The organism is Bradyrhizobium zhanjiangense (assembly GCF_004114935.1).
GTDB lineage: Bacteria > Pseudomonadota > Alphaproteobacteria > Rhizobiales > Xanthobacteraceae > Bradyrhizobium > Bradyrhizobium zhanjiangense.
This window is the reverse complement of sequence record NZ_CP022221.1, coordinates 5999351-6024041: the sequence shown is the minus strand read 5'-3', so window position 1 is coordinate 6024041 and position 24691 is coordinate 5999351. Positions and strand designations below refer to the sequence as shown.

Here is a 24691-nt window from a genome sequence, read left to right as displayed (position 1 = left end):
AAAATGAGCAAGTCTGTATTGCGGGGGCTGCGCGCCGCAGCCCTCACGGGGACGCTTGTCCTCGGATCGCCCCTACAATCGGCGCTCGCGGCGGAAAACCCGATCAAGCTCGGTGTGCTGGAGGATCAGTCTGGCGATTTCGCCGCGGCCACGATCGGCAAGGTTCACGCCATCCAACTCGCCGCCGACGAGATCAACAAAGCCGGCGGCATCATGGGCCGGCCGCTGGAGCTCGTCGCTTACGACACCCAGTCCGACAATACCCGCTACCAGGAGTTCATGCGGCGCGTGCTCCAGCGCGACAAGGTCGACGTCGTGTTCGCGGGCTTCTCCTCGGCCTCGCGCGAGGCGTACCGCCCGATCGTCGACCAGTTCAACGGCTTCGCCTTCTACAACAACCAGTACGAAGGCGGCGTCTGCGACGGCCACATGATCGTCACCGGTGCCGTGCCGGAGCAGCAGTTCTCGACGCTCATTCCCTACATGATGGAGAAGTACGGCAAGAACGTCTACACGCTCGCGGCCGATTACAATTTCGGCCAAATCTCGGCGGAATGGGTGCGCAAGATCGTCAAGGAGAACGGCGGCAAGATGGCCGGCGAGGAGTTCATCCCGCTCGGCGTATCGCAATTCTCCCAGAGCATCCAGAACATCCAGAAGGCCAAGCCGGACTTCGTGGTCACGCTGCTGGTCGGCACCGCGCAGGCCTCTTATTACGAGCAGGCGGCCTCTGCCAACGTCAACCTGCCGATGGCGTCGTCGGTGAACGTCGGGCAAGGCTACGAGCACAAGCGCTTCAAGCCGCCGAGCCTGAAGGACATGTTCGTCACCACCAACTACATCGAGGAGATCGACTCGCCCAAGAGCAAGGAATTGTACGCCAAGTTCAAGGCGAAGTTCCCGAACGAGCCCTATGTGAACCAGGAGGCGGAGAACTCCTATCTCGCGGTCTATCTCTACAAGCAAATGGTGGAACGCGCGAAGTCGACCAAACGCGAGGAGATCCGCAAGGTAATTGCGCTGGGCGACGTCTGCATGGACACGCCGGAGGGCAAGGTCTGCATCGACCCGAAGAGCCAGCACATGTCGCACACGATCTATCTCGCCAAGGTCGGTGCCGATCATGCGATCTCCTTCCCCAAGGTCTGGGAGGACATCAAGCCGTACTGGCTGGGTGAAGCCGGCTGCGATCTCACCAAGAAGGATCCGATGGCCCAGTACACGCCGTCGAATCCGCCGCCGAAACCCTGACCCGGCGGCTGATCGCTCCGGCGCTCCCGGCACGCCTCCGGCGTTGTCGGCGCGCCGGGGCGATTACGGACTGCCTGCGGCGGCGACGCCGCATCCTCCCACATCCTGGTTGATTCATGGACATTGCGACCCACGTCTTCTCGGCGCTCTACCAATTCGGCGACGCCTTCGCGTTTCTGGTGCTCTCGGCCTGCGGGCTTGCGGTGATCTTCGGCATGATGGGCGTGATCAATCTCGCGCATGGCGAGTTCATCATGTGCGGAGCCTACGTCACCGCCGCGACTGTGCATGCCGGCCTGCCGCTGCCACTGGGCATACTGGCCGGCACCCTCGTGTCGGCGCTGGTGGGCGTCGTGGTGGAGCTCGCGGTCATCCGTCATCTCTACGACCGGCCGCTCGACACCATCGTGGCGACCTGGGGGCTGAGCCTGATCGCGACGCAGGGCACGCTGATCATGGTGGGCTCGACCATGGCAGGCGTCGGCACGCCGTTCGGCAGCTTTCAGGTCGGCGACTACTCCTATTCGATCTATCGCATCGTACTGTTCTGTGCCGCGCTCGGCGTGCTCGCAGCGCTCTACGCGCTGTTCAACTTGACCCGCTTCGGGGTGCTGGCACGCGCCACTATCCAGGTGCCGCATATGGCGGCCGCGCTCGGTGTCGATACGCGCCTGATCTACAGCCTCACCTTCGCCTGCGGGGCAGGGCTCGCAGGCCTAGCCGGCGGTCTCTATGCGCCGACCATGACGCTGGTGCCGACCATGGGCGCGACCTTCATCATGGAGGCCTTCGTCACTGTCGTGATCGGCGGCGCCGACGTCTTCCTCGGCACGGCGCCGGCCGGCGGCGTGCTCGCTGTGGTGAAGTCGGCGATAACGTCCTGGCAGGGACAGCTGTTCGGCCAGATCGGCCTGCTGGTCGCCGTCATCATCGTCGTCCGGGTGCTGCCGAAAGGCATTTCTGGCTTCGTCCTGCGCGAACGCACCTGACGGAGTGATGGCGCCTTGACCGGTCTCGTCGCAATGTTTCGCCGTCTCGAAGGCCCGCAGACCGTCGGTCGCGGTCGGGCCTTCTGGGGCCTGTTCGCCGTCGTGCTTGCCGTCGCACTCGCTTATCCGCTGTTCAGCGACGGCTACACGGTCGGCAACACCGTCTACTTCTTCGTCTGGGTGTTCATTGCGCTCAGCCTGTGCCTGATCTGGGGCTACGGCGGCTCGCTCTCCTTCGGCCAGACCGCCTTCTTCGGGATCGCAGGTTATGGCTACGGCATCCTCACCATCAATTTTGGCTCGGCCTACGGCTTCACGCTGGTGGCGCTGGTCGCGGCGGTGGCAATCGCCGCGCTGTTCGCGGTCCTGCTCGGCTACTTCATGTTCTTCGGCCGCATCGCCGGCGTTTTCCTCGGCATCGTCACGCTCGCCGTCACCTTGATGCTCGAACGCTTCATGGCACAGACCGCGGGGCCGGAATGGCACATCGGAGTCGCGCGGCTCAACGGCTTCAACGGCATGAGCACGATGCCGCCTCTGACCATCCCCTGGCCGGGCGAGCCCATCGTGCTGTTCGCCGATGTCGGTCTCTACTACCTCGTGCTGGGCCTTCTGGTCTTTGTCTATCTGGCCTTGCGGATCCTGATGAATTCGTCGTTTGGCAACGTCATCGTCGCGATCCGCGAGAATCCTGAAAGAGCCGAGATGCTGGGCTACGACGTGCGCAAGTACCAGCTCATCACCTTCGTCATCGGCGCCGCGCTCGCGGGTCTGTCCGGCGTGCTCTACACGGTGTGGGGACAGTACATCACGCCCTCGAGCATGGGCATGACGGCCGCGGCGCTGCCGCTGATATGGGTCGCAGTCGGCGGCCGCAGCGACCTGACGTCGACCGTGATCGGCACTCTGGTAGTGCTCGCCGCGTTCCAGGCGCTCACGATCTACGGCAGCCAGTACGCGCTGGTCTTCATGGGCGTGCTGCTGGTGCTCACGGTCCTGATCGCCCCGAACGGTCTCGTGCTCGGCGTGATGAACTGGCTCGGCCGCCTCGTGGCCCGTTTCACGCAGAGGGCCGGCTGATGTCGCTGCTCGAGCTGCGTAAGCTGAATAAGCACTTCGGTGGCCTGCACGTCACCAACTCCGTCGATCTCACGCTGCAAGCCGGCGAGATCCATTGCCTGATCGGCCCGAACGGCGCCGGCAAGAGCACGTTGTTCCGCCTGATCCTGGGCGAGCATCATCCCGGCAGCGGCGACATTCTCTTCGCCGGAGAGAATATCACGGCGCTGAAATCCTTTGCTCGGATTCACCGCGGCCTCTCGGTCAAGTTCCAGGTGCCCGGCGTCTTCAAGGGCCTGTCGGTCCGCCAGAATCTCGAGATCGCCCTGCAGAGCCGGCATCGCGGGGCAGAGCTCGAATCCGAGATCGGCCGGCTGCTGAGCTTCCTCGGGCTGGAATCGGAGCAGGCGCAGATCGCCGGCAACCTCAGCCATGGCCAGAAGCAATGGCTCGAGATCGGCATGGCGGTCAGCCTGAAGCCGCGCCTTCTGCTGCTGGACGAGCCGACCGCCGGCATGTCGCCCGAGGAAACCCACATGACCGGCGAGATGGTGCAGCGGCTCAATGCCGACGGCATGACGGTGCTGGCCATCGAGCACGACATGGCCTTCGTCCGGCAGGTCGCGCACCGCGTCACCGTGCTGCATCTCGGCCAGGTCTTCGCGCAGGGTTCGATCGACGAGATCGTAGCCGACGAACGCGTGGCGGCGATCTATCTGGGGCAGGCCCATGCTTGACGTGCCGCGCAAGGAAGTGATCCTCGCCACGCTGGGTCTGCGTGCCGGCTATGGCGGCAAGCCGGTGCTCCAGGGCCTCGAGATCGAGGTGCGGGAAGGGGAGATCGTCGCCGTCATCGGCCGTAACGGCGTCGGCAAGTCCACATTGATGAAGAGCCTGATCGGGCTCGTGCCGGCGATGAGCGGCTCGATCGTCTATCGAGGTGAGGCGGTGGAATCTCTCCCCGCGCACAAGCGGGCGCGCCTCGGCATGGGGTATGTGCCACAGGGGCGCGACGTGTTTCCGCGGCTGACCGTCGGCGAGAACGTCGCCGTCGGCGCAGCGATCAAGGGCGGCGGTATTCCCGAAGCGGGGCGGCGCAAGATCGTTGACGCCTTTCCGATCTTGGCCGAGCGCTGGAACCAGCGCGCCGGCACCATGTCCGGAGGCCAACAGCAACAACTCGCGATCGGACGGGTCCTGATCGCGGATCCCAACCTCATCCTGCTTGACGAGCCCTCGGAGGGCATCCAGCCCAACATCGTCCAGGACATCGCGCGCAACATGGTCGAGCTCAACCATAGGACCGGGGTGACCATCATCCTGGTCGAGCAGAATCTCGACATGATCCGCGCCATGGCGCAGCGCTGCTACGTCATGGACAAAGGACGCATCGTCGCGAACCTCGATCGCGCGGCGCTCGACGATGCGGCCGAGATGCGCCGTCATCTTGCGGTTTGAAGACTAGCCAACGACAGAAGGAGAAAAGCAAATGTCCTGGCAGAAAGACTCCATCATGGCCCGCAAGGGCGTCGCCAAGGGCGACCGCGGAACCCGATACAGCATCACGGAGCGCGAGCAGGGCAAGTACCACTATGTCTATGGCCCTTACGTGAATCCGGTGCTGACGGTCGATCCCGGTGCAGTGGTGGCTGCCGAAACCCACGACGCGTTCGAGGGCGCCATCAAGAAGGAGACCGACAGCCCGTCGAAGATTCTCAATTTTCCGTTCCTCAATCCGCAGAACGGGCCGATCCACGTCAACGGCGCCGAGAAGGGCGACACGCTCGCGGTCTATATCGAGAGCATCGTGCCGCGCGGGCCGCAGCCCTGCGGCACGACCGTGGTGATGCCTGATTTCGGCGGCCTGGTCTCGACCGGGCAGACCGCGCTGCTCAACCCGGCGCTGCCGGAACGGGTCAAGAAGCTCGAGATCGACGCCAAGACCGGAACCAAATGGAACGACAAGATCACGCTGCCCTATGAGCCGTTCATCGGCACCATCGGCACCTCGCCGGAGATCGAGGCGATATCCTCGCTGGTCCCGGATTATTACGGCGGCAACATGGATCTGCCCGACGTCGGCGTCGGCGCGATCATCTACCTTCCTGTCAACACCAAGGGGGCCTTGCTCTATCTCGGCGATTGCCATGCAGCGCAGGGTGACGGCGAGCTCTGCGGCGTTGCCATCGAGCATCCGACGGTGACCACGGTGCAGGTCGATCTGATCAAGGGCTGGACCATCGCCTGGCCGCGGCTCGAGACCAAGGACTTCATCATGACGATCGGCTCGGCGCGCCCGATGGAAGATGCAGCCCGCATCGCCTATCGCGAGCTCTGCCGCTGGATGGCGGCTGACTATGGCTTCGACGAGATCGACGCCTACATGCTGCTGACCCAGGCCGGCCGTATCAGGCTCGGCAACATGGTCGATCCCAAGTACACATTGGGGGCCTGCATCAAGAAGTCCTATCTCGCTTGAGGCCCGATCGGAATGTCCACCATTCACAAGGTCGCGGCGGTCCAGTTTGAGCCGACCATGTTCGAGAAGGCGCGCAACGTCGCTCGCCTGCTCGAGCTCTGTGAGCGGGCGGCGATCGCCGGTGCAAAGCTGATCGTCACGCCGGAGATGGGAACGACCGGATATTGCTGGTTCGACAGGGCCGAGGTCGCGCCGTTCGTCGAGACCATTCCGGGGCCGACGACGAGCCGCTTTGCGGCGCTGGCTCGCAAACATGACTGCTACATCGTGGTCGGCATGCCCGAGGTCGATGAGGACAACATCTACTTCAACACGGCCGTCCTGATCGGGCCTGACGGACTCGTCGGCCGCCACCGCAAGACACACCCCTATATCTCGGAGCCGAAATGGGCTGCGGCGGGCGACCTGCACAATCAGGTGTTCGAGACGCCAATCGGGCGGATCGCGCTCCTGATCTGCATGGACATTCATTTCGTTGAAACCGCGCGGCTGATGGCGCTCGGCGGCGCGGATGTCATCTGCCACATCTCGAATTGGCTGGCGGAGCGCACGCCGGCACCTTACTGGATCAGCCGTGCCTTCGAGAACGGCTGCTACGTCATCGAGAGCAACCGATGGGGGCTTGAACGCACGGTGCAGTTCAGTGGCGGCAGCTGCGTGATCGCGCCGGACGGGCGGGTGACGGCCGTGCTCGACAAGGGCGACGGGATGGTGCTGTCGGAGATCGATCTCGACGCCGCACGCGCGCGCCGCGTGCTTGGGGAAGCCGTCTTCGCGCAGCGGCGGCCCGAGCTCTATCCGGAGCTGCTAACCGGTACGTTCAGCTGGAATCCGCGCGACTTCTTCGGTCTCTATGGTCACGAGCCCTGGCCGCCCGGCAAGACGTCACGGGTCAGCGTCGCGCAATTTGCGCCCGGCGACGACATCAGCCAGAATCACGAGAAAATCTCGGTGCTCGCCCGCAAGGCTAGGGCAGAAGGCGCGGAGCTCGTCGTCTTCCCGGAACTCGCCCTGACGGGGCTTGCCGATCCCGCACGAAGGGCGCAAGCGATTTCAGGGCCGGCGGCCGACAGCCTTGGCAGGCTTGCAGAGGAGCTCGACCTCTATCTTGTCTACGGCCTCGCCGAGCGCGACGGCGATCTGGTCTACAACAGCGCTTGCCTCGTCACGCCGGATGGGGACATCTCAGTCTATCGCAAGACGCATCTCACCGCCGACGAGCGAAGCTGGGCGACGGCCGGTGACGGCTGGACCGTTGTCGACACGCCAATCGGTCGCATCGGGCTGTTGATCGGTCACGACGCCTCGTTCCCGGAGGCGGGCCGGGTGCTGGCGCTTCGCGGTTGCGATATCGTCGCGTGTCCCGCCGCGATCAAGGGACACTTCAGTTCGTCGCATGCGGGCACGGAGGTCGAACAGCCGAAGCCGATTCCAACCGGCCCGGATCCGCACCATTGGCATCATTTCCGCGTTCGCGCCGGCGAAAATAATCTGTTCTTCGCCTTCGCCAATGTCGTCGATCCAGAACGTGGCTATCCTGGGCTCAGCGGCGTATTCGGCCCTGACACTTTCGCGTTTCCGCGGCGGGAAACGATCGCGGCCGACGGCGCGGGGCTTGCCACAGCGCTGGTCGACACCACCAACCTCGACAGCGTCTATCCAACCAATGTCGTGCGCCGAAAGGATCTGGTGTCGATGCGCATACCGCACAGCTATCGCGGATTGGTCAAAGTGGCTGCGCACAACTACTGAATCAGGAAAAGGAAACGGATCATGGATCTGGGACTCAAGGGCGCCAAGGTTCTCGTCACGGGAAGCACCAAGGGAATCGGCCGCGCGATCGCCGAGACATTTGCCGCCGAGGGCGCCGATATCGGCGTTTGCTCCCGTAATCTGGCCGAGGTCGAGAGTACTGTCGCCGCACTCAAGGCGAAGGGTATTGCGGCCTTTGGCGGTGCGCTCGATGTCGCCGACGCGGCGCTTCTAAAGGCCTGGGTCGGCGATATGGCTGCAAAGCTCGGCGGCATTGATGTCGTCGTCGCCAATGTCAGCGCGCTCGCGATCGGACAGGACGACGAAAGCTGGCAGAAGGAATTTTCGACGGACATGATGGGCACGGTCCGGCTGGTGAATGCGGCCATGCCGTATCTGGAGAAGAGCGCCGCCGGCGCGATTGTCACCATAGCGAGCGTCTCCGGGCGCGAGGTCGATTTCGCCGCCGGCCCCTACGGCACCTTCAAGGCGGCGATCATCCATTACACGCAAGGGCTCGCCAATCAGCTCGCGGGGAAGGGCATCCGCGCCAATTCGGTTTCGCCGGGCAACACCTATTTCGAGGGTGGGGTTTGGAACATGATCAAGGACAACAATCCAGAGCTCTACAAGACCGCGCTGGCGCTTAATCCGACGGGACGGATGGGGACACCGCAGGAAATGGCTAACGCCGTGGTGTTTCTCGCGAGCCGCGCGGCGAGCTTCATCACCGGGACGAACCTCGTTGTTGATGGTGCATTGACGCGCGGCGTCCAGTTCTAGCGAGGGCGCAATCAGGGCATGCGGGAATTTGCCAGGACGCAGTGAACGCTTGTTGCCGTCGACCATCTGCGTCGCCCTAGCGCGGCCGCAATCGAGCAGAGCGTATAGGCATCCTGCGCATCTTCTCGCGGATCAGCGCGATCATATCGCGCAGCGCCTTGGCCTACGAAACGGTCTACGGCGATCTCCTGATCGGTCTGCATCGTCAGGGACATGCAGAAGCGTCGATCGCGGCAAACACAAACTTCCCGATGCGGCCCTGGATGGCAACCCTCGTCCAATTTGGGCCGGCTATTCACCGTCTCTTGAAGTGCTGGATCAGCTGTGTCCAGCTTGGATCAAGCTGCTTGGCCCAATGCCATGCGTGATCACTATTGCCTTCGCTTGTCCGGAACACGTTGTTGTTGTGGTTGCACGAGACGCCCATTCAGGCGAAGGATATGCGCGCGCTACGTGAAGTGCTTGTTCGGCTGCGAAGGGCCTTCCGTGCTGCTCCGGTTCGATGAAAGAGTAACCAATTGAATTCGCAAGACTATCGGTTTTTCGTGGCCGCCATGATGGATTGGAGCGAGAGTTACGGTAACTCAACCACTTAGTGGGCGGTGTGTGCACGACGTGTGCACCGAGAGAGCAAGAAAAATCTTGCAACAGCCAATGAGAAGCAAGCCTTCTGAAGCGGACGAGTCGGCCTTCAGTGGTGCAAGTGCAAGGCAAAAAGCCGAGTTCGGACAGGCGCGAGGCGATCTCGACACGGGCATAAGCCATCAGCGCGTCGTCGCGAGCAACCCGATGCGCTTCCTTGGCCGTCTCGCCGATGGTCGATAGAATTTCTTCGTGCGTGAACCGGCCGTAGCTGCGGGCCATGCATCCTGATCCGAGCATCCTGCCGGAGTGCGACTGGCTGCATCGCCAATGGTGCCAGGGGCGGGCGGCAGATTGCACCAGTGGGTCGGCTTCATCTGCATCGGGAGAGGGTTGTCTCCGTCCTGGGTCCAGAAGCCGATGCTCTTGTTCTCCCATCAGCGGCAGTTGTTGATGGGGTCGGTCGTATGTGCGCTGCCGCACATGAGGCAGCGCAAGCTTGTCAATTCGTCGGCCCGTCGCCGCGGATCGCGAACGTCGTCCCCTTCAGCTTGGTCATGCCGAATTTGTCGAACAGCTTGTCGTAGGTGCCGTCGGCGCGGATCGCGGTGAGCGCATCGGCGACGGCCTGGGCGAGCTGCTTGTCGCGGAAGGCGAAGGTGATGTCGGTGCCGGCGATGTCGCGGACCCAGATCTTGGCGAAGCCCTTCTGCTCGAGCGAGTTGGCGGTCTCGTTGATGTTGAGCGCGGCCTCGAGCTGGCCGGCGCGCAGAGCCGCCGAGGTCGCGGTGACGGTGGTGAAGGTGCGCAGCTCGATCGGCTTGAGGCCCTTGGCCTCCATCGCGGTGCTGAACTCGCGCGCCTTGCGCTCGGTGTAGGTCGCCGATTCCACGCCCACCACGCGGCCGGCGAGATCCTCGAATTTTTCGAGCTTCAGGCTGGAGGAGGGATCGGTGTAGATGCTGATCGCCTGCTGCGCGTAAGGCACGAGGTAGAGCATCTTGGAGCGCTCCTCGGTCCAGAACAGGCCGGTGTTGATGGCATCGAACCGGCCGGAGCGCAGCGCCGGGATCATCGGCGGGAAGTCCATGCGCAGGAAAACCGCCTCGACGCAGATGCGCTTGGCGATCTCGCGGGCGAGCTCGACATTGAGGCCCTGCAACTCACCCTTGTCGTCGACGAATTGCTGCGGCGGCAGCGTCGGGTTGATCGACATCTGCCATTTCGGCGCCTCGATCAGGCTCGACGCCGGCACTTTCGGCGTGCAGGTCTGGGCGCCGGCCGCCTGCGTCAGGCCGACCAGAAGGACGAGGGCGGAGAAGGTTTTGGGAAATCGCATCTGAATACTCCGATCAAATCTTGGGTGGCAGAGGAGCCGTTCTCCGGTCCGCGTCTTCTTCATTGTCTCGTCATGTGGCCGCCGCAGCATCAGCTTGCCGGGTCAGGATCAGCGAGATGTGGCGCGCCGCGGTCACCACCTCGTCGCGCTGGTTGATGAGGTCGAGCGTCTCGATGACGATGCCGCGCGCGGGGTTCTTGGTCGGCCGCTTCTCGACGAAGCGGAAGCGCACACGCAAGGTATCGCCGGCGACGATGGGACCCTTGAACTTCACCTCGTCCCAGCCGAGCGAGGCGACCGAGGTCTCCTCATACAGCTTCAGCTCAGACTTCAGCCCTTCCATCAGCGATAGGCCGTACAGCCCGTGGCCGATCACCGCGGGAAAGCCGCGGGAGCGCGCGTAGGCGCCATCGACATGGAGCGGATGATGGTCGCGCGTGACGTCGGCGAAGGTCGCGATGTCGGCTTCCGTCACGGTGTGCACGGCGGTCTCGAACTCCGCGCCGAGCGCGATATCTTCGTAACGGAGATTGATCGGGCCGCTGGCGTTCATGCTGATCCCTCAGGCAACCTTGCGTGGCCGCGCCGGCAGGGCATTGAAGGTTTGCGCGATCCCCATCGGCCCGGAGCGGAAGATGCGCGGGTCCATGTCCTTCAAATGCGGGCTGATGTGCGGCTTGAAACCCATATGGGCGAGGATGTCCTCCTCGAGGCGAACGCCCGACGCGATCTCGGTCAACGTCACGTGTCCGTTCTCCAGCTCGAACACGGCGCGCTCGGTGACGTAGCTGACATGCTGGCCGCGCTGCGCAGCGAGAGAGGCGCTGAAGCTGATCTGGCCCACTTGCGGCACGAATTTGCGGAAGGCACCGTCCCGCCGGATCGCGAGGCGGCCGTTCTCGACGCCGATGTCGAACTTGCCGCCGGTCATGGTGCCGCTGAAGATCAGCCGCTTGGCGTTCTGGGTGATGTCGATGAAGCCGCCGGAGCCGTCGCGGCGTTCGGCGAAGCGGGTGACGTTGACGTTGCCGGCTTCGTCCACCTCCGCGAAGGAGAGGAAGGCGCAGGAGAGGCCGCCGCCGTCGTAGAAGTCGAACTGATAGGCCTGGTCGAGAATGACACGCGGATTGATGGCGGTGCCGAACTCGCGGGCGTGGCCGGGCACGCCGCCGACGACGCCGGATTCCACCGTCAGCGTGATTAGGTCGGAGATGCCTTCCTCGGCCGCGACATTGGGGATCATCGCGGAGATGCCGACGCCGAGATTGACGACGTCGCGCGGGCGTAGCTCGAAGGCGGCGCGGCGGGCAATCACCCGGCGCTCGGTGAGCGGATCGGGCGTAATCATCGCCACCGGGACGCGCGTCTCGCCGCAGCGTGCGGGGTCATAGGCGGTGCCGTAGGTCTGCATCTGCTCGGGCTCGAGCACGACGTGGTCGATCAGGAAGCCCGGGATCTTCACCATCTGCGGATGGATCGAGCCGCGCTTCACGATGCGCTTGACCTGGCAGATCACGGTGCCGCCGGCATTGTGCACGGCCTGCGCGATCGAGAGATCCTCGCGCGTCGTGCCCTCGTGCTCCATGCTGATATAGCCGTCCTCGTCCGCGGAAGTGCCGCGGATGATGGCGACGTCGGGCGGGGCGGGGACGCGGTAGAGCAGCCAGGACTGGCCGTGCAGCTCGAGCAGGTCGACCAGCGGCGCGGTGGTGCGCTTGTTCATGCGCCCGCCGTCCTGCCGCGGGTCCATGTAGGTGTTGAGGCCGACATGGGTGAGCACGCCGGGATGTTTCGCCGCCATGGCGCGGCAGAGCTGGCTCATCACGCCTTGCGGGAAATTGTAGGCGTCGATCAGCTCGTCGCGGACGAGCCGCATGAACGGCACCTGAAGCCCGAAATTGCCGCCGATCACGCGCGCGATCAGCCCTTCATGGGCGAGATGGCAGAGGCCCTTCTCGGTGACGGCGCCGACGCCGGTGATGTTGATCAGCGTCAGATCGTGTGGGCCCTGGCCGCCGAGAAAGCGCTGCTCCAGCGCGTCGAGAATAGCTTCGGCCGCGCCCGTGCCGCCATTGCCGCCGACGATCAGCGTGTCGGCGTCGCGGATCAGGCCGGCGGCCTCGTTCGCCGTGATGATGCTCAGCATGCCCTCACGCGGCCTCCTTCTCGACCTGGCGGGCGATGATCAGCCGCTGGATCTGGTTGGTGCCCTCGTAGATCTGGGCGAGGCGCACGTCGCGGAAGATCCGCTCGATGCGGTATTCGCGCGAATAACCGTTGCCGCCGTGGATCTGAAGCGCGTTGGAGACGTGCTTCATCGCCATGTCGGTGGTGAACAGCTTTGCCTGCGCCGCCTCCTTGGCGATCGGCTCGCCGGCATCGTGCAGGCGCGCGGCGTGGTGGATCAGGAGGCGCGCAGCGGCGATGTCGGTCGACATATCCGCGAGCATGAACTGCACCGCCTGGAAGCCGATGATGGCCTGGCCGAACTGCTTGCGGTCGCGGGCGTACTTGGTGGCATCCTCGAACGCAGCCTGCGCCATGCCGAGCGCCATCGAGGCCATCATCAGCCGGCTGAAGTTGAAATTGCTCATGGCCATCTTGAAGGCCTGGTTCTCCGGCCCCATTACGCTGTCGGTGGGCAGGCGCACGTCGGAGAAGGTGATCTGGCAGTCGTCGAGGCCGTGCATGCCGAGCAGTTCCTCGTTCTTGCCGCGGGCGATGCCGGGCAGGGCGCCGTCCACGAGAAGACAGGAGATGGCGCGATGGCCCGCATCTGCGCCGGTGCGCGCGAACACCATGATGCGGTCGGCGACGCCGCCGAGCGTCACCCAGGCCTTGGTGCCATTCAGACGCCAGCCATTGCCATCGCGCACAGCATTTGTGCGGATGCCCGCGACGTCGGAGCCGTGGTCGGGTTCCGAGACGGCGGTGGCGGGAATGATGTCGCCGCTCAGGATTTTCGGGATCAGCGCCTTGTGCGCCTCGGTGCCGTGATGGTCGAAGAACAGCACGGCCTCGACGGGGATCGCGAAGGCGTTGGCGACCGCGCCGGAGCAGCGCGCCAGCTCCTCCATCGCAATGCAGGCTGCCACTGCATCGAGCCCGGCGCCGCCGGCGCCTTCACGCAGGCAGATGCCGAACAGGCCGAGATCGGCCATGCCCTTGTAGAGCGCGCGGTCGAAGCGGTCCTCGCGGTCGATCGCGGCGGCGCGGGGCAGGATCTCCGCTTCGGCGAAGCGGCGGGCTGTGTCGCGGAGAGCCTTCTGGTCTTGGCTGTAGAAGCGGTCCATGGCGTGCTCCGGTCAGTCGCTGGCGAGCTTGGAATCGTGGGAGACCTCGCTGCGGTCGCGGTCGAGGAAATAGACCGCGACGTCGTCGCCCGGCACGCCATAGGCACTGCACACGCCGCGGGTCAGCGCGATGGCGGCTGCGCGACGCTCGGCCTCGCTGCGGCGGAAGGCGTGGACCTTGAGCAGGATGCGCTGGCCAGTGGCCTGCGCGCCGAACGTGCCGGCGTGGGCGTAATCATCCGCCGCAATGGGCAGGAAATAGAGCGTGACCGTATCAGCGGTGACGCCGAACGCCGACATCAGGCCGTCGGTCACGGACTGCGCCAGCGCGGCCTTGCGCTGGGATGGAGCTTGCGGGGCGAGCACTTCGACATAGGGCATCGATCAGACCTTCGCGGATTTGGCCGCAGATGATTTGGATGAAGACGATTTGGACTTGCCGGATTTCGCAGGGGCCGGGGCGCCGATCTGGCGGCAGGAGTCGCGCTTGATCAGCCGGGCACCGACGCGATATTCGCGGACACCGTCATTGCCATTTCCCTTGGCGTCCATGCGATGCAGCAGCCGGTCGACGGCGAGATTGGCAAGATCCCGCGCGCCGTTGTCGACGATGCTGATGGCCGGGCGATGCCATTCGAACCAGGGCATGTCCTCGTAGCAGAGCAGCGAGAGATCTTCGGGAATGGCGATGTTCCGTTCCGCGGTGACGCGCAGCACCCCGAGCGTCGCCTCGTGATTGGCGACGAAGATCGCGCTCGGCGGGCGAGGGAGGCCGAGCAGTTTGCGGGTGCAGGTCGCGCCGGTCTCGGGCACGTAGTGGCCGGCATGAATCAATGTGTCGTCCCTGGGGATACCCGCCTCGCGCAGCGCGCGGACATAGCCGGACAACCGTTCGCGGCCCGACGTCGTGTCCTGGCGGCCGACGATCAGCCCGATGCGCTTGTGCCCGAGCTCGATCAGGTGACGCGTGCCCAGATAAGCGCCTTGCGGATCGTCGGCGAGCACGGTCTCGAGATCGGTCGCGTCATCGCGCCGCACCAGGCAGACGATGGGGACGTCCTTGGAGAGTGCCTTGAGCTGCGCGCCGTTCTTGCCTGTCGGCACCACGATCAGCCCGTCGATGCGGTGATCGACCAGCGTGGTGAGGGTGTCGCTCTCCTGCTGCGGATCGTCGCCGCCGATGCACAGAAGCATCTGATAACCCAGCGCCTTCAGGCGCGCCTGCACCACTTCGGCCATCACCTGGAACGAGGCGTTGGTGAGATTGTGGACGAGAAGAGCAACGAGCCGCGACTGCCCGGTCTTCAATCCGCGCGCGATCGGGTTCGGCCGATAGCCGAGCTCGCGCGCGATGCGCACCAGGCGCTGCTGCGTGCGCTCGCTAGTCAGGCCGGTTCCCGTCAGCGCCCGGGAAGCAGTGCTGACTGAAACACGGGCCGCCTGTGCCACATCTTTGAGCGTGACGCTCATCAAACCCGCCGATAGACTGCAAACGATTGCAGAAACGCTATGAGCTTATTCCACGCGGATCAAGCTCAAAAAATGGATGGTGTTGCCCAATGCAGAGCCATTTATGCAAACGATTGCATAAGGCGTGCGGATATTCCGCAGGCGGCATCTAGCACCTAAACTCACCCTTGCACCCGGCAGTTTCCTGATGAGGACGTTCCGCGGCACCTACACCGTCATGATCACCCCGTTCACGGCAGCGGGCGAGGTCGATGTCGCGGCCTTGCGCGCCTTCGTCGACTGGCAGATCGCGCAGGGTATTCATGGATTGATCCCGCTTGGCTCGACCGGTGAGTTCCTGTCCATGGACGATGACGAGAAGGCGCTGGTTGCGGAGGTCGTCATTCGCCAGGCCGCGGGCCGCGTCCCCGTGCTGATCGGCACCGGCGCGGAGGATACGCGCGAAGTGGTGCGCCTCAGCCGCCGTGCCGAAAAACTGGGCGCCGACGGCGTGATGATCATCCCGCCGTTCTATTCGACGCCGACCGACGACGAGCTCGTCCATCATTACAAGACGGTTGCCGGCGCCATCGCGCTGCCGATCATGGTCTACAACAATCCGGCAACCGCCAACGTCGACCTCAAGCCGCAGCTAGTGGCGCGCATCGCCGAGATCGACAACTGTCTCTATATCAAGGAGTCGACGCTGGAGGTGACGCGCGTGCGCGACATCATCCGCCTCTGCGGTGACAAGATGACCGTGTTCGGCGGCATCCTTGGCTTCGAATCCTTTGTCGAGGGCGCGCAGGGCTGGGTGGCCGTGGCCTCCAACGTGGTCCCTGCGGAAATGGCCCGCATCTTCAGCCTCGTCGCCGACCACGGCGCGATCAAGGAAGCGCGCGAACTCTATCTCAAATACCTGCAGGTGATCGAATTCGTCGGCGGCCAGGCCTACGTCGCCGGCAGCAAGGCGCTGCTCGGCCATATGGGCTTTGCAGCCGGCAATCCGCGCCCGCCGCGGCTGCCGCTGCCGGCCGCGCAGGACGCGGCCGCACGTGCCCTGGTCAAGACATTCGATCTCGTGTGGGGCGGCGCGCCAATTGCGGCTGCTTGAACTGAGGTATGAACGGATGAACCTGCTCGACGGCGTCAAGATCCTCAGCTTCAATCACTATCTCGCGGGGCCGCTGGCTGCGCAGACGCTGGCCGATCTCGGCGCCGACGTCATCGCGGTCGAACCGATCGAGGGCGCGTTTCAGCGCAACTGGGCGGTCGCCAATCATTTCGTTGCGGGTGACAGCGTCAATCATCTGGCGACCGGCCGCAACAAGCGAAGCCTCGCGGTCGATCTCAAGCATCCCGACGGTATCGCCGCGGTGAAGAAGCTGGTCGCGACGTCAGATGTCGTGATGGAGAACTTTCGGCCGGGCACCATGGCCAAGCTCGGCCTCGGCTACGACACACTGAAGGCGATCAACCCCGGCTTGATCTATGCGGTGGCAACAGGCTTCGGGTCGGAGGGGCCGTACAAGGATCGTCCGGGGCAGGATCTCCTGCTCCAGGCGATGTCGGGTCTTGCGATGCGGACGGGACGCGCCGATGGTGAACCGACCGCGGTCGGCGCAGTCATCGTCGATCAGCATGCGGCCTCGCTCTATGCCATGAGCATCCTTGCGGCACTGTTCGCCCGGACAAAGACCGGGAAGGGCCAACTCGTTGAGGTCAACCTCTATCAGGCCGCACTCGATCTCCAGGTCGAGCCGCTGACCGCCTGGCTGAACGGCGCGCCGTCGCCGACGCCGCGCGGTCCGGCCGGCATCGCGGCCTGGTTCAGCCCCGGGCCTTACGGCATTCACGCGACGGCCGACGGCCATCTCGCGATCTCCATGGCCACGCCTAAGGATCTGGGCGTCGCGCTCGACAGCGAGGAGCTGAAGCAGTTCTGCGACGCCGACAGTTTTTCGAAGCGCGAAGAGATCACGCGGATCGTTGCTATCAGGCTGAAACAGAAGTCGACGGCCGATTGGTTGCCCTCGCTTGAAGCCGCGCGCATCTGGCACGCGCCGGTGCAGGATTATCGCGACCTCGAAAGCGATCCCCAGCTCAACCATCTCGGCGTGTTCAAGAGCGCCGAGAGCGCAGGAGGCGCGTCGATCCGCATGGTCGCGCATCCCGCACGCTATGACGGCCGGACGCCGGAGGTGCGGCTGGTGCCGCAGCGGCTCGGTGCGCAGACGCGGGAGGTGCTCGGCGAGATCGGTTACGGCGCCACGGAGATAGACGCGATGGTCGCGGGCAAAGCCCTCGGAGTTGCACGATGATCGATTTTTCACTCCCTGAGGAGACGCGCCTGCTGGTCGATACTGTCCGCCGTTTCGTCGAGACGGAGGTGCAGCCGCTCGAAGAAGAGGTGGAGCTGACTGCCAAGGTGCCGGCCGACGCGCTTGCGGTCACCAAGGCCAAGGCACAGAAGCTCGGCCTTTACGCCATGAACATGCCGGCGGATGTCGGCGGCGGCGGGCTGTCCTGCGTCGAGCATTGCCTGGTCGAAGAAGAGTTCGGCAAGACCTCCGATGCGCTGATCCGCCGCGTGTTTGGCCAGGTCTATCCGATGCTGATGGCCTGCAAGGGCGACCAGGTCGAGCGCTATCTGCTGCCGACGGTGAAGGGCGACAAGATCTGCGCCATGGCGATCACCGAGCCGGGCGCCGGTTCCGACGCGGCGTCGATCAGCACGACGGCGCATCTCGACGGCGACGCCTGGGTGCTGAATGGCACCAAGCATTTCATCAGCGATGGCGATATCGCCGACTACGTCATCCTGATGGCGCTGACCGACAAGGAGAAGCGGGCGCGGGGCGGCATCACGCTGTTCCTGGTCGACCGCGGCACGCCGGGTTTCAAGGTCGCGCGCACCCAGCCGATGATGGGCCATCGCGGCTATGGCCATGCCGAGCTGAGTTTTGAGGACTGCCGCATTCCGAAGGCGGCCGTGCTCGGCGAGGTCGGCGGCGGCTTCAAGCTGATCATGCAGAGCGTGCTCCAGATCCGGCTCGCCCATATCGGTGCGCGCGCCGTCGGCATGGCACAGCGCGCGCTGGAGATGATGCGCAGGCACGCCGGCGAGCGGCGCCAGTTCGGCCAGCTGATCGGCGATTTCCAGATGGTGCAGAAGCTGATCGCCGATTCCGCCACCGAGATTTTTGGCGTGAAGATGATGGTGATGAATGCGGCCTGGGACATCGATCAGGGCAAGGATGCACGCGACAAGGTCTCGATGATCAAGGTCGCGGCGTCCGAGATGCAGGGCCGCGTGGTCGACCGCGCCATCCAGGTGTTCGGCGGCATGGGGTTCAGTAAGGACCTGCCCCTGGAGCGGATGTATCGCGACGCCCGCGTCACCCGCATCTATGACGGCACCTCCGAAATCCACCGCATGCTGGTTGCGCGCAGCACCATCAAGAACGGCCTGCAGCTCTAGGGAAGCGATCGATGTCTTACGCACCTCTCAAGCCCGGCACAGCCTTCGCGTTCCGCAAGACCATCACAGTGGCCGAGCAGGCCATGTTCACCGGCATCAGCGGCAATCTCGGCGGTCTCTATGTCGATGCCGTCCGCGCCAGGAAGGCGGGCGCCTCCAACATGGTCGCCTTCGAGCTCGCCGTGGGTGGTCTCGCCACCACCTGCCTCAGCCAGCTCGGTGGGCCGACACGGCGGATCGGCAGCATCGCGCTGAATTTCGCTGCGCCCGTGATCGTCGGCGAGTCCGTCGAGGCCCGGGCCGAGATCGTTTCGGTTGACGGCGACGATGCGACCTGTCGCGTCACCTGCACGCTGTCGCCCTCAGGCGCGACCGTGGTGGACGGCACCGCGACGCTGGTTCCCTTTGCCAAGGCCTGAGCCATGTACGAGCCAAAGTCCTTCGACGATCTCAGGGTGAATGACAGGGTCAGCCTGAGCAAGACCATCACAGAGGCCGATGGCGCGCTCTATATCGCTGCGACCGGCGATTTCGGCCCCGTTCATGTCGACGAGGTCTATGCTGGCGCGACGCGCTTTGGCCGCAGGCTGGCGCCGGGGATCATGGTCGCGGGCCTCTGCACCAGCATCCTCACCAGCGAGCTGGTCGGCACCATCGGCGTGTCGGTGGAGGACCGCTTCTGGTTCACCGGTCCCGTGTTCTACGGCGACACGCTCACCTTCGACGTCTGGATCGCCGAGCAGCACGACGAGACTCGCACCATCATCTGGGAGGCGAGCGCGCGCAACGAGGGCGGCCTCGAAGTGCTGAAGGCGCGCGCGAGCCTGAAATTTCCGCGGCGAAAACCGTCATGAGCAAGGCGATGAAAAAACCGGATTTGCGCGGCGTCACGGTCGCGACCGTGCTGCCCTTCAGGGACGCCAGCTCGATCGACTGGGACGGCTATGCCCGCGTGCTCGACTATTGCGCCTGCCCGGACGGCATCGCGGCGGTGTTCGTCAATGGACATGCCGGCGAGGGCGGGTCGCTCTCGGACGACGAACGTCAGGCCGTGATCGAGCGGACACGCCGGCAGATCGGCGGCAAGCCGCTATTGGCCGGCATCATCGCGCATTCCACGGCGGAAGCGATCCATCAGGCGCAGCTCGCGGAAGCTGCCGGCGCCGATTGCGCCGTGTTGTTCCCGCCCGCACCGCTCGGCGGCGGAGCCTCGGCGACCTCGCACGCGCCGGCAGCTTTCGTGCAGGCGGTCGGCTCCGCGATCGGAATTCCCGTGTCGATCTTCCAATATCCGCTCGCATCGGGATTTGGCTACTCACCGGAGACCTTGGCCAAGATCGCAGCGCTCGACAGCGTCATCGCCATCAAGGAGGGCAGCGACACCATGCTGGCCTATGACGAGAACCGGCGGGCGGTGAAGCAGGCTGATCCCTCAGTCGCGATCCTGCCGTCGAACTTCAACTGGTTCCTGCCGCAGCTCGCCGTCGGCGGCGACGGCATTCTCTCCGGCCTCGTCAGCCTCGCGCCGCATCTGTTCGTGGCGCTGTGGCAGGCCTCGCTCGCCGACGACCTCAAGGCGATGCGCGCCGTCAACGAGCGGCTCTATCCGATCGTCCGCGCGATCTACGGGCCTGCCCCGATCATGGACATGCACACCCGCATGAAGGTCGGGCTGAAGGCGCTCGGCCTGATCCGCAATGCCGATCCGCGGCCGCCGCTGCTGCCGGTTCTGCCTGCGCTGTGCGATGCCATTGCAACGACGGTGGGTGCGGCGCGCGCGGCCGGCGACATCCGTCTGGCATGAGGAACGAGCCGATGCTGGACGACGCCTTCATCCACATCGTGCTGGTCGACATCGATCCCGAGCACGAGGCTGCGTTCAACGGTTGGTACGAGCAGAAGCATTTCCCTGATCTGCTCGCCTGTCCCGGCTGGCTCTCGGCCAAGCGCTTCGTCTCGGTCGGCGACGGGCCGAAATACGCCGCCATGTACGAGGTCGCGGGGCGATGGGCCTTCGAGACGCCGGAGTTCCTGAAGGTGAAGGGTTTTGGTCCGTTCGAATCCCTGGTGAAGAATTTCATGCGCATCCAGCTCAGGCCGATGTCGGGACCGGCTTGAGCAGATCGAAGACGATGCTGCCTGCCGCGTCGCGAGATCCGGCCGGCCGCATCCAAGAAACGTCGAGGGGAATCCCGGGCGAGGAACTGCATCGGTTATTGGCGTCTTACTGGAGGTATCCATGGTCTCGACACTGTTTCGCTTGAGTGCGGCCGCCGCACTCGTTCTCGCGTCCACGGCGGTGCATGCCGCCTGTACGCCCGCAATCACCGATGACAATCTGATTGCGCCCGGCAAATTGCAGCTCTCCATCAACCCGACCAATCCGCCGCAGCAATTCGTCGACAAGGACGGCCAGCTGCAGGGCCTCAACGTGGAGCTCGCCGCCGAGCTCGGCAAGCGGTTGTGTCTTCCGGTCGAACTCGTCCGGATGGATTTTCCGGCGATGATTCCTGCCTTGGGCGCAGCGCGCATCGACGGTGTCAATACCGGCATGTTCTGGACCGAGGAACGCTCGAAGCTGATGTACATGGTGCCGTATGCCATTCAGGCGATCTCAGTCGTGGTGGCCCCCGTTAGCGGCACAAAAATTGCTACCGAAAACGATCTGATCGGAAAATCATCCGCGGTCGAGGTCAGCAGCTACCAGATGAACTGGCTCAAGAAACTCAGCGATGCGAGCGTCGCAAAGGGCGGCGCAGCCGTCGAGATGCGCACGTTCCCGACCGCGACCAACGTCGTCAGCGCGCTGCTTGCGGGCCAGGTTGACAATGCGCTGCTGGTCGACAGCGTGGCGCGCGATCTCGTTGGCCGTGGTCGCGTGAAGGAAGTCCTGAGCGGGCTCGGCACGGCCAGGACCACGCTTGGTTTCCGCAACAAGACGGTCGCCGATACCGTCGTCAAGGCGCTGAACGCGATGCGGGCCGACGGCTTTTATCAGGCGCTGTTCGACAAGTTCGGCCTGACCGCCATGCCGGCCGACCAGCCGCTTGCGATCGCCGGCCCCGGTCCGGCCTGAGACCTACGGAGACGAGCCGATGAGCCATTTCAGTCCGACGGCCGCCGTCAGCTACTTCTTCAATTACTTCCTGATGAAGGGAGTGCTCGTCACCATCGGCTTGACGGTGGCGGCGGTCGTCGGCGGTTTGATCCTCGGCATGGGCATCGCGTTGCTGCGCATGTCGTCCAATCCGGTGCTCGCGGGTGCCGCGCGCTTTTACATCTGGTTCTTCCGCGGCACGCCGCTGCTGATCCAGCTGGTGGTGATTTACAGCGGCTTGCCGCAGCTCGGGATCAAGTTCAGCGTGATCACCTGCGCGCTCGTCGGATTGATCCTCAACGAGGCGGCCTATCTCGCCGAGATCGTGCGCAGCGGCTTCATGGCGGTGTCGGCGGGGCAGCGCGAGGCCGCCTGGGCGCTCAGCCTGTCGCCCTGGGTTACGTTCCGCCGCGTGACCCTGCCGCAGGCGTTCCGCCTGATGATCCCGCCGCTCGGCAACTCCATCAACTCGCTCTTGAAGGCGACCTCGCTGGCCTCCGTGATCTCGGTCGAGGAGCTGATGCGCCGCAGCGACATGCTGATGCAGGAGCATTTCCAGATCCTCGAAGTCTATGCGGCGGCAACGGCGTATTACCTGATCCTCACCTCGGTCTGGGACGCGGTACAGCGCCGGCTGGAGAAGCATTTCGGTCGATCGAATGCCGCGAAAACGAGGCGGGTCGCAGCGAGCGCGCCGGTCGCACAGGCGAGCGTGGAGGCCCGCGCATGAGCGAGATATCGATGACTACGGCCGAAGGTTCAACAGTGCAGCCGCCGCAGCTCCGCGAGGTTCCCGCGGTTCGCATGGAGGCGGTCTACAAGCACTATGGTGACTTCACGGCGTTGAACGAGGTCGATCTCAGAGTTGCCAAGGGTGAGAAGATCGTGGTCTGCGGTCCCTCCGGCTCGGGCAAGTCGACGCTCATTCGCTGCGTCAACCACATCGAGAAGCACGACGAGGGCCTGATCTACGTCAACGGCGTCGAGCTCGATCGCCAGCGTAAGAACATCGACGCCGTCAGGCGCGATACCGGCATGGTGTTCCAGAGCTTTAATCTGTTTCCCCACATGACGGTGCTGGAGAACTGCATCCTGGCCCCGATGACCGTGAACGGCGTGAGTGAGGCGGAGGCAAAGGACCTCGCCATGCATTTCCTCACCAAGGTCCGGATTCCCGATCAGGCCGAGAAATTTCCCGGGCAGCTCTCCGGCGGCCAGCAGCAGCGCGTCGCCATCGCACGCGCGCTGTGCATGCGGCCCAAGATCATGCTGTTCGACGAGCCGACCTCCGCGCTCGACCCGGAAATGGTCAAGGAAGTGCTGGAGACCATGAAGAAGCTCGCGGAGGAGGGCATGACCATGCTGTGCGTGACCCACGAGATGGGCTTTGCCCGCGAGGTCGCCGACCGCATCGTATTCATGAACGAGGGCAAGGTGGTCGAGCAGGCCGCGCCTGAGGAATTCTTCAAGCATCCGAAGTCCGAGCGGGCGCGGACGTTCCTCGATCAGATCATTCATTGATCGGCCAAGATGCGGACATTCAGCGACCGCCTGCGCGGCATTCACGCCGCCACCATCGTGCCGATGACGCCCGATTTCGAGATCGACGAGGCGCAGCTCGCAGCGCATCTCGCGTCGGTGGCGTCCGCGCCCGGCATCAGTGGGCTCCTCGTCAACGGCCACGCCGGCGAGAATTTCGTGCTGTCGCTGGCCGAGAAGCGGCGCGTGGTGGAGCTGGCGCGCCAGCACACGCCGCAGGACTGCCTGATCGTCTCCGGGGTCAATCATGAATCGAGCCTGGAGTCCGCGCGCGAAGCGGCTGCGCTGCAACAGGCCGGCGCCGACGGGCTGCTGGTGTTTCCACCCAACAGCTGGGCGCTCGGCCACGCCGATGACTGCGTGATCGAGCATCACCGCTACATCCGCGATGCCACGACCGCGCCGCTAATGCTCTACGTTGCACCCGTCGGCGCGGGCGCGATGGCCTACGCGCCGCCGCTGCTTACGCGGCTTGTCGCCGATCCCCGTTTCGTTGCGGTGAAGGAAGGCAGCTGGGAGGTTGCGGCCTACGAACAGAATCTCAGGCTGATCCGCAAGCTGCGACCGGACTTCGTCGTGCTCGGCTCCGGCGACGAGCACCTGCTGACGAGCTATCTCGTCGGCTCGGCCGGCAGCCAGGTGAGCCTCGCCTGCGTCGTGCCTGAGCTCGTGGTGAGCCTCTGGAATGCGGCGGAGGCCGGCGATTGGGAGCGGGCGCGTGCCGCGCATGAGAAGCTCTATCCGCTGGCGGTCGCGATCTATCGCGATGCGCCCGGAGGACGCGCGACCGTGCGGCTCAAAGCCTGCCTGAAGCTGCTCGGACGCCTGTCATGCGACGCGGCGCGGCCGCCACAGCCGGCGGCGACACGCGGCGAGTTGCAGGCGCTCGAGCGGGCACTGCGCTTGGCCGGCGCGCTCTAAGCCGCGAAGAACGGATTCGCCGGCCGCGCGAGGCCGAGATGATCGCGCAATGTCGTGCCCTCATGATCCGCACGGAACAGCCCGCGCTCCTGCAGGATCGGCACGACGAGCTCAACAAAGTCCTCGAAGCCCTCGTGGAAATAAGCCGGCATCACGTTGAAGCCGTCGGCGGTATGCTCGTCAAACCAGAGCTGAAGCGTGTCGGCGATGCGCTCGGCCTCGCAATCGGGCAATCGGCGCGATCAAAGTGGTCAGTATTCCGGAGCGCGCCGGCTCGCGCCCAATGTGCCCGGTTATCCGACCATTCTGGATCGGCCGGCTGGGGGATCCAGTTTCATCATGTCTCTCACGCTCTATTGAGGCGTTTCCTCAACCACGCTTAACTTGCTGCGCGTGTGATCACCTTTTCAAGCGTTGGACCAATGCTCACTTCACTGCTGAAGCACATGCCCGGTCGCGGTTGAACGTGCGTCGTCTTTGGCATCTTCTTCGTGTCGCTCGCGTCGCAAGGGAAAGGAACGGCTTCAGCGACAACGCGTCAGTTTGCAGAGGAACTTAGTGATGGGCGCCGAGCGTGTGCACTCGGGGCTTCGTGTGCACGATAGAATTGAGAGCCCAAATTTCGCGTTTTGGCCTCCGAGACGGGATATGATTCCGGAGAAAGGCAAAATATATCA

Annotated in this window: 26 protein-coding genes and 1 pseudogene; 19 read left to right on the top strand and 8 right to left on the bottom strand. The window is 64.4% G+C overall.

What is annotated here, in order from left to right:
• Positions 1-3 precede the first annotated feature (3 nt).
• The 8 genes from XH85_RS29015 (at position 4) to XH85_RS28980 (ending at position 8313) form a co-directional block, all read left to right on the top strand.
• On the top strand, positions 4-1251 hold the full coding sequence (locus XH85_RS29015) for an urea ABC transporter substrate-binding protein (protein ID WP_128934552.1): 1248 nt from the start codon (positions 4-6) through the stop codon (positions 1249-1251).
• Positions 1252-1367: 116 nt separating this feature from the next.
• Complete coding sequence (locus XH85_RS29010) at positions 1368-2240, top strand: ABC transporter permease subunit (RefSeq protein WP_128934551.1); 873 nt, start codon at positions 1368-1370, stop codon at positions 2238-2240.
• 33 nt (positions 2241-2273) lie between these two features.
• Positions 2274-3320 (top strand): branched-chain amino acid ABC transporter permease, encoded by a 1047-nt coding sequence (locus XH85_RS29005; protein ID WP_420837918.1) that lies wholly within the window; start codon positions 2274-2276, stop codon positions 3318-3320.
• Entirely contained in the window at positions 3320-4036 is a 717-nt protein-coding gene (locus tag XH85_RS29000; RefSeq protein WP_128934549.1) for an ABC transporter ATP-binding protein, read from the top strand. Before XH85_RS29005 ends, XH85_RS29000 begins: the two co-directional genes overlap by 1 nt.
• Positions 4029-4757, top strand: a complete 729-nt coding sequence (locus XH85_RS28995; protein ID WP_035729925.1) for an ABC transporter ATP-binding protein — start codon at positions 4029-4031, stop codon at positions 4755-4757. The genes XH85_RS29000 and XH85_RS28995 overlap by 8 nt, the downstream gene beginning before the upstream one ends.
• Positions 4758-4788: 31 nt before the next feature.
• Complete coding sequence (locus tag XH85_RS28990; RefSeq protein ID WP_128934548.1) at positions 4789-5778, top strand: acetamidase/formamidase family protein; 990 nt, start codon at positions 4789-4791, stop codon at positions 5776-5778.
• A gap of 12 nt (positions 5779-5790) precedes the next feature.
• Positions 5791-7530: a nitrilase-related carbon-nitrogen hydrolase gene (locus XH85_RS28985; RefSeq protein WP_128934547.1), complete on the top strand. Its 1740-nt coding sequence runs from the start codon at positions 5791-5793 to the stop codon at positions 7528-7530.
• A 21-nt stretch (positions 7531-7551) separates the two neighbouring features.
• Positions 7552-8313 (top strand): SDR family NAD(P)-dependent oxidoreductase, encoded by a 762-nt coding sequence (locus tag XH85_RS28980; protein ID WP_128934546.1) that lies wholly within the window; start codon positions 7552-7554, stop codon positions 8311-8313.
• A gap of 318 nt (positions 8314-8631) precedes the next feature.
• On the opposite strand, the gene XH85_RS28970 is transcribed toward XH85_RS28980, so the two are convergent.
• From XH85_RS28970 to XH85_RS28940, 7 genes are all read right to left on the bottom strand, one after another.
• Positions 8632-9177 carry a hypothetical protein gene (locus XH85_RS28970; protein WP_128934545.1) on the bottom strand — a complete coding sequence of 182 codons (546 nt, stop codon included), beginning with the start codon at positions 9175-9177 and terminating at the stop codon, positions 8632-8634.
• A gap of 220 nt (positions 9178-9397) precedes the next feature.
• The gene (locus tag XH85_RS28965) at positions 9398-10234 is read right to left on the bottom strand and encodes an ABC transporter substrate-binding protein (protein WP_128934544.1); all 837 of its coding nucleotides are present in this window, start codon (positions 10232-10234) and stop codon (positions 9398-9400) included.
• 70 nt (positions 10235-10304) lie between these two features.
• Positions 10305-10787, bottom strand: a complete 483-nt coding sequence (locus tag XH85_RS28960) for a MaoC family dehydratase (RefSeq protein ID WP_128934543.1) — start codon at positions 10785-10787, stop codon at positions 10305-10307.
• A 9-nt stretch (positions 10788-10796) separates the two neighbouring features.
• Positions 10797-12380 carry an acyl CoA:acetate/3-ketoacid CoA transferase gene (locus tag XH85_RS28955; RefSeq protein WP_128934542.1) on the bottom strand — a complete coding sequence of 528 codons (1584 nt, stop codon included), beginning with the start codon at positions 12378-12380 and terminating at the stop codon, positions 10797-10799.
• Positions 12381-12384: 4 nt separating this feature from the next.
• Positions 12385-13527, bottom strand: a complete 1143-nt coding sequence (locus tag XH85_RS28950) for an acyl-CoA dehydrogenase family protein (protein WP_128934541.1) — start codon at positions 13525-13527, stop codon at positions 12385-12387.
• Between the two features lie 12 nt (positions 13528-13539).
• Positions 13540-13908, bottom strand: a complete 369-nt coding sequence (locus XH85_RS28945; RefSeq protein WP_128934540.1) for a tautomerase family protein — start codon at positions 13906-13908, stop codon at positions 13540-13542.
• A 3-nt stretch (positions 13909-13911) separates the two neighbouring features.
• Positions 13912-14997 carry a LacI family DNA-binding transcriptional regulator gene (locus XH85_RS28940; RefSeq protein ID WP_128934539.1) on the bottom strand — a complete coding sequence of 362 codons (1086 nt, stop codon included), beginning with the start codon at positions 14995-14997 and terminating at the stop codon, positions 13912-13914.
• Positions 14998-15181: 184 nt separating this feature from the next.
• On the opposite strand from XH85_RS28940, the gene dapA reads away from it, so the two are divergent.
• The 11 genes from dapA (at position 15182) to XH85_RS28885 (ending at position 24014) form a co-directional block, all read left to right on the top strand.
• Complete coding sequence (dapA, locus tag XH85_RS28935; RefSeq protein WP_164939965.1) at positions 15182-16090, top strand: 4-hydroxy-tetrahydrodipicolinate synthase; 909 nt, start codon at positions 15182-15184, stop codon at positions 16088-16090.
• A gap of 16 nt (positions 16091-16106) precedes the next feature.
• Complete coding sequence (locus XH85_RS28930) at positions 16107-17297, top strand: CaiB/BaiF CoA transferase family protein (RefSeq protein WP_128934537.1); 1191 nt, start codon at positions 16107-16109, stop codon at positions 17295-17297.
• The gene (locus tag XH85_RS28925) at positions 17294-18457 is read left to right on the top strand and encodes an acyl-CoA dehydrogenase family protein (protein ID WP_128934536.1); all 1164 of its coding nucleotides are present in this window, start codon (positions 17294-17296) and stop codon (positions 18455-18457) included. The genes XH85_RS28930 and XH85_RS28925 overlap by 4 nt, the downstream gene beginning before the upstream one ends.
• Positions 18458-18468: 11 nt before the next feature.
• The gene (locus tag XH85_RS28920; RefSeq protein WP_128934535.1) at positions 18469-18876 is read left to right on the top strand and encodes a MaoC/PaaZ C-terminal domain-containing protein; all 408 of its coding nucleotides are present in this window, start codon (positions 18469-18471) and stop codon (positions 18874-18876) included.
• Between the two features lie 3 nt (positions 18877-18879).
• A complete protein-coding gene (locus XH85_RS28915) occupies positions 18880-19311 on the top strand; it encodes a MaoC family dehydratase (protein WP_128934534.1) in 432 nt (143 codons plus the stop codon).
• Positions 19308-20261: a dihydrodipicolinate synthase family protein gene (locus XH85_RS28910; RefSeq protein WP_128934533.1), complete on the top strand. Its 954-nt coding sequence runs from the start codon at positions 19308-19310 to the stop codon at positions 20259-20261. Before XH85_RS28915 ends, XH85_RS28910 begins: the two co-directional genes overlap by 4 nt.
• A gap of 11 nt (positions 20262-20272) precedes the next feature.
• Positions 20273-20575, top strand: a complete 303-nt coding sequence (locus tag XH85_RS28905; RefSeq protein WP_245473214.1) for a DUF4286 family protein — start codon at positions 20273-20275, stop codon at positions 20573-20575.
• A gap of 121 nt (positions 20576-20696) precedes the next feature.
• Positions 20697-21533 carry an ABC transporter substrate-binding protein gene (locus tag XH85_RS28900; protein ID WP_128934531.1) on the top strand — a complete coding sequence of 279 codons (837 nt, stop codon included), beginning with the start codon at positions 20697-20699 and terminating at the stop codon, positions 21531-21533.
• Between the two features lie 19 nt (positions 21534-21552).
• Positions 21553-22284 carry an amino acid ABC transporter permease gene (locus XH85_RS28895; RefSeq protein ID WP_128934530.1) on the top strand — a complete coding sequence of 244 codons (732 nt, stop codon included), beginning with the start codon at positions 21553-21555 and terminating at the stop codon, positions 22282-22284.
• A complete protein-coding gene (locus tag XH85_RS28890) occupies positions 22281-23075 on the top strand; it encodes an amino acid ABC transporter ATP-binding protein (RefSeq protein WP_128934529.1) in 795 nt (264 codons plus the stop codon). Before XH85_RS28895 ends, XH85_RS28890 begins: the two co-directional genes overlap by 4 nt.
• A 9-nt stretch (positions 23076-23084) precedes the next feature.
• Positions 23085-24014, top strand: coding sequence for a dihydrodipicolinate synthase family protein (locus XH85_RS28885; protein ID WP_128934528.1), 930 nt, complete (start codon positions 23085-23087; stop codon positions 24012-24014).
• On the opposite strand, the pseudogene XH85_RS28880 reads toward XH85_RS28885, so the two are convergent.
• Positions 24011-24229, bottom strand: a pseudogene (locus XH85_RS28880) (nitrilotriacetate monooxygenase); the annotation flags it as partial. The gene XH85_RS28885 and the pseudogene XH85_RS28880 overlap by 4 nt on opposite strands.
• Between the last annotated feature and the right edge of the window lie 462 nt (positions 24230-24691).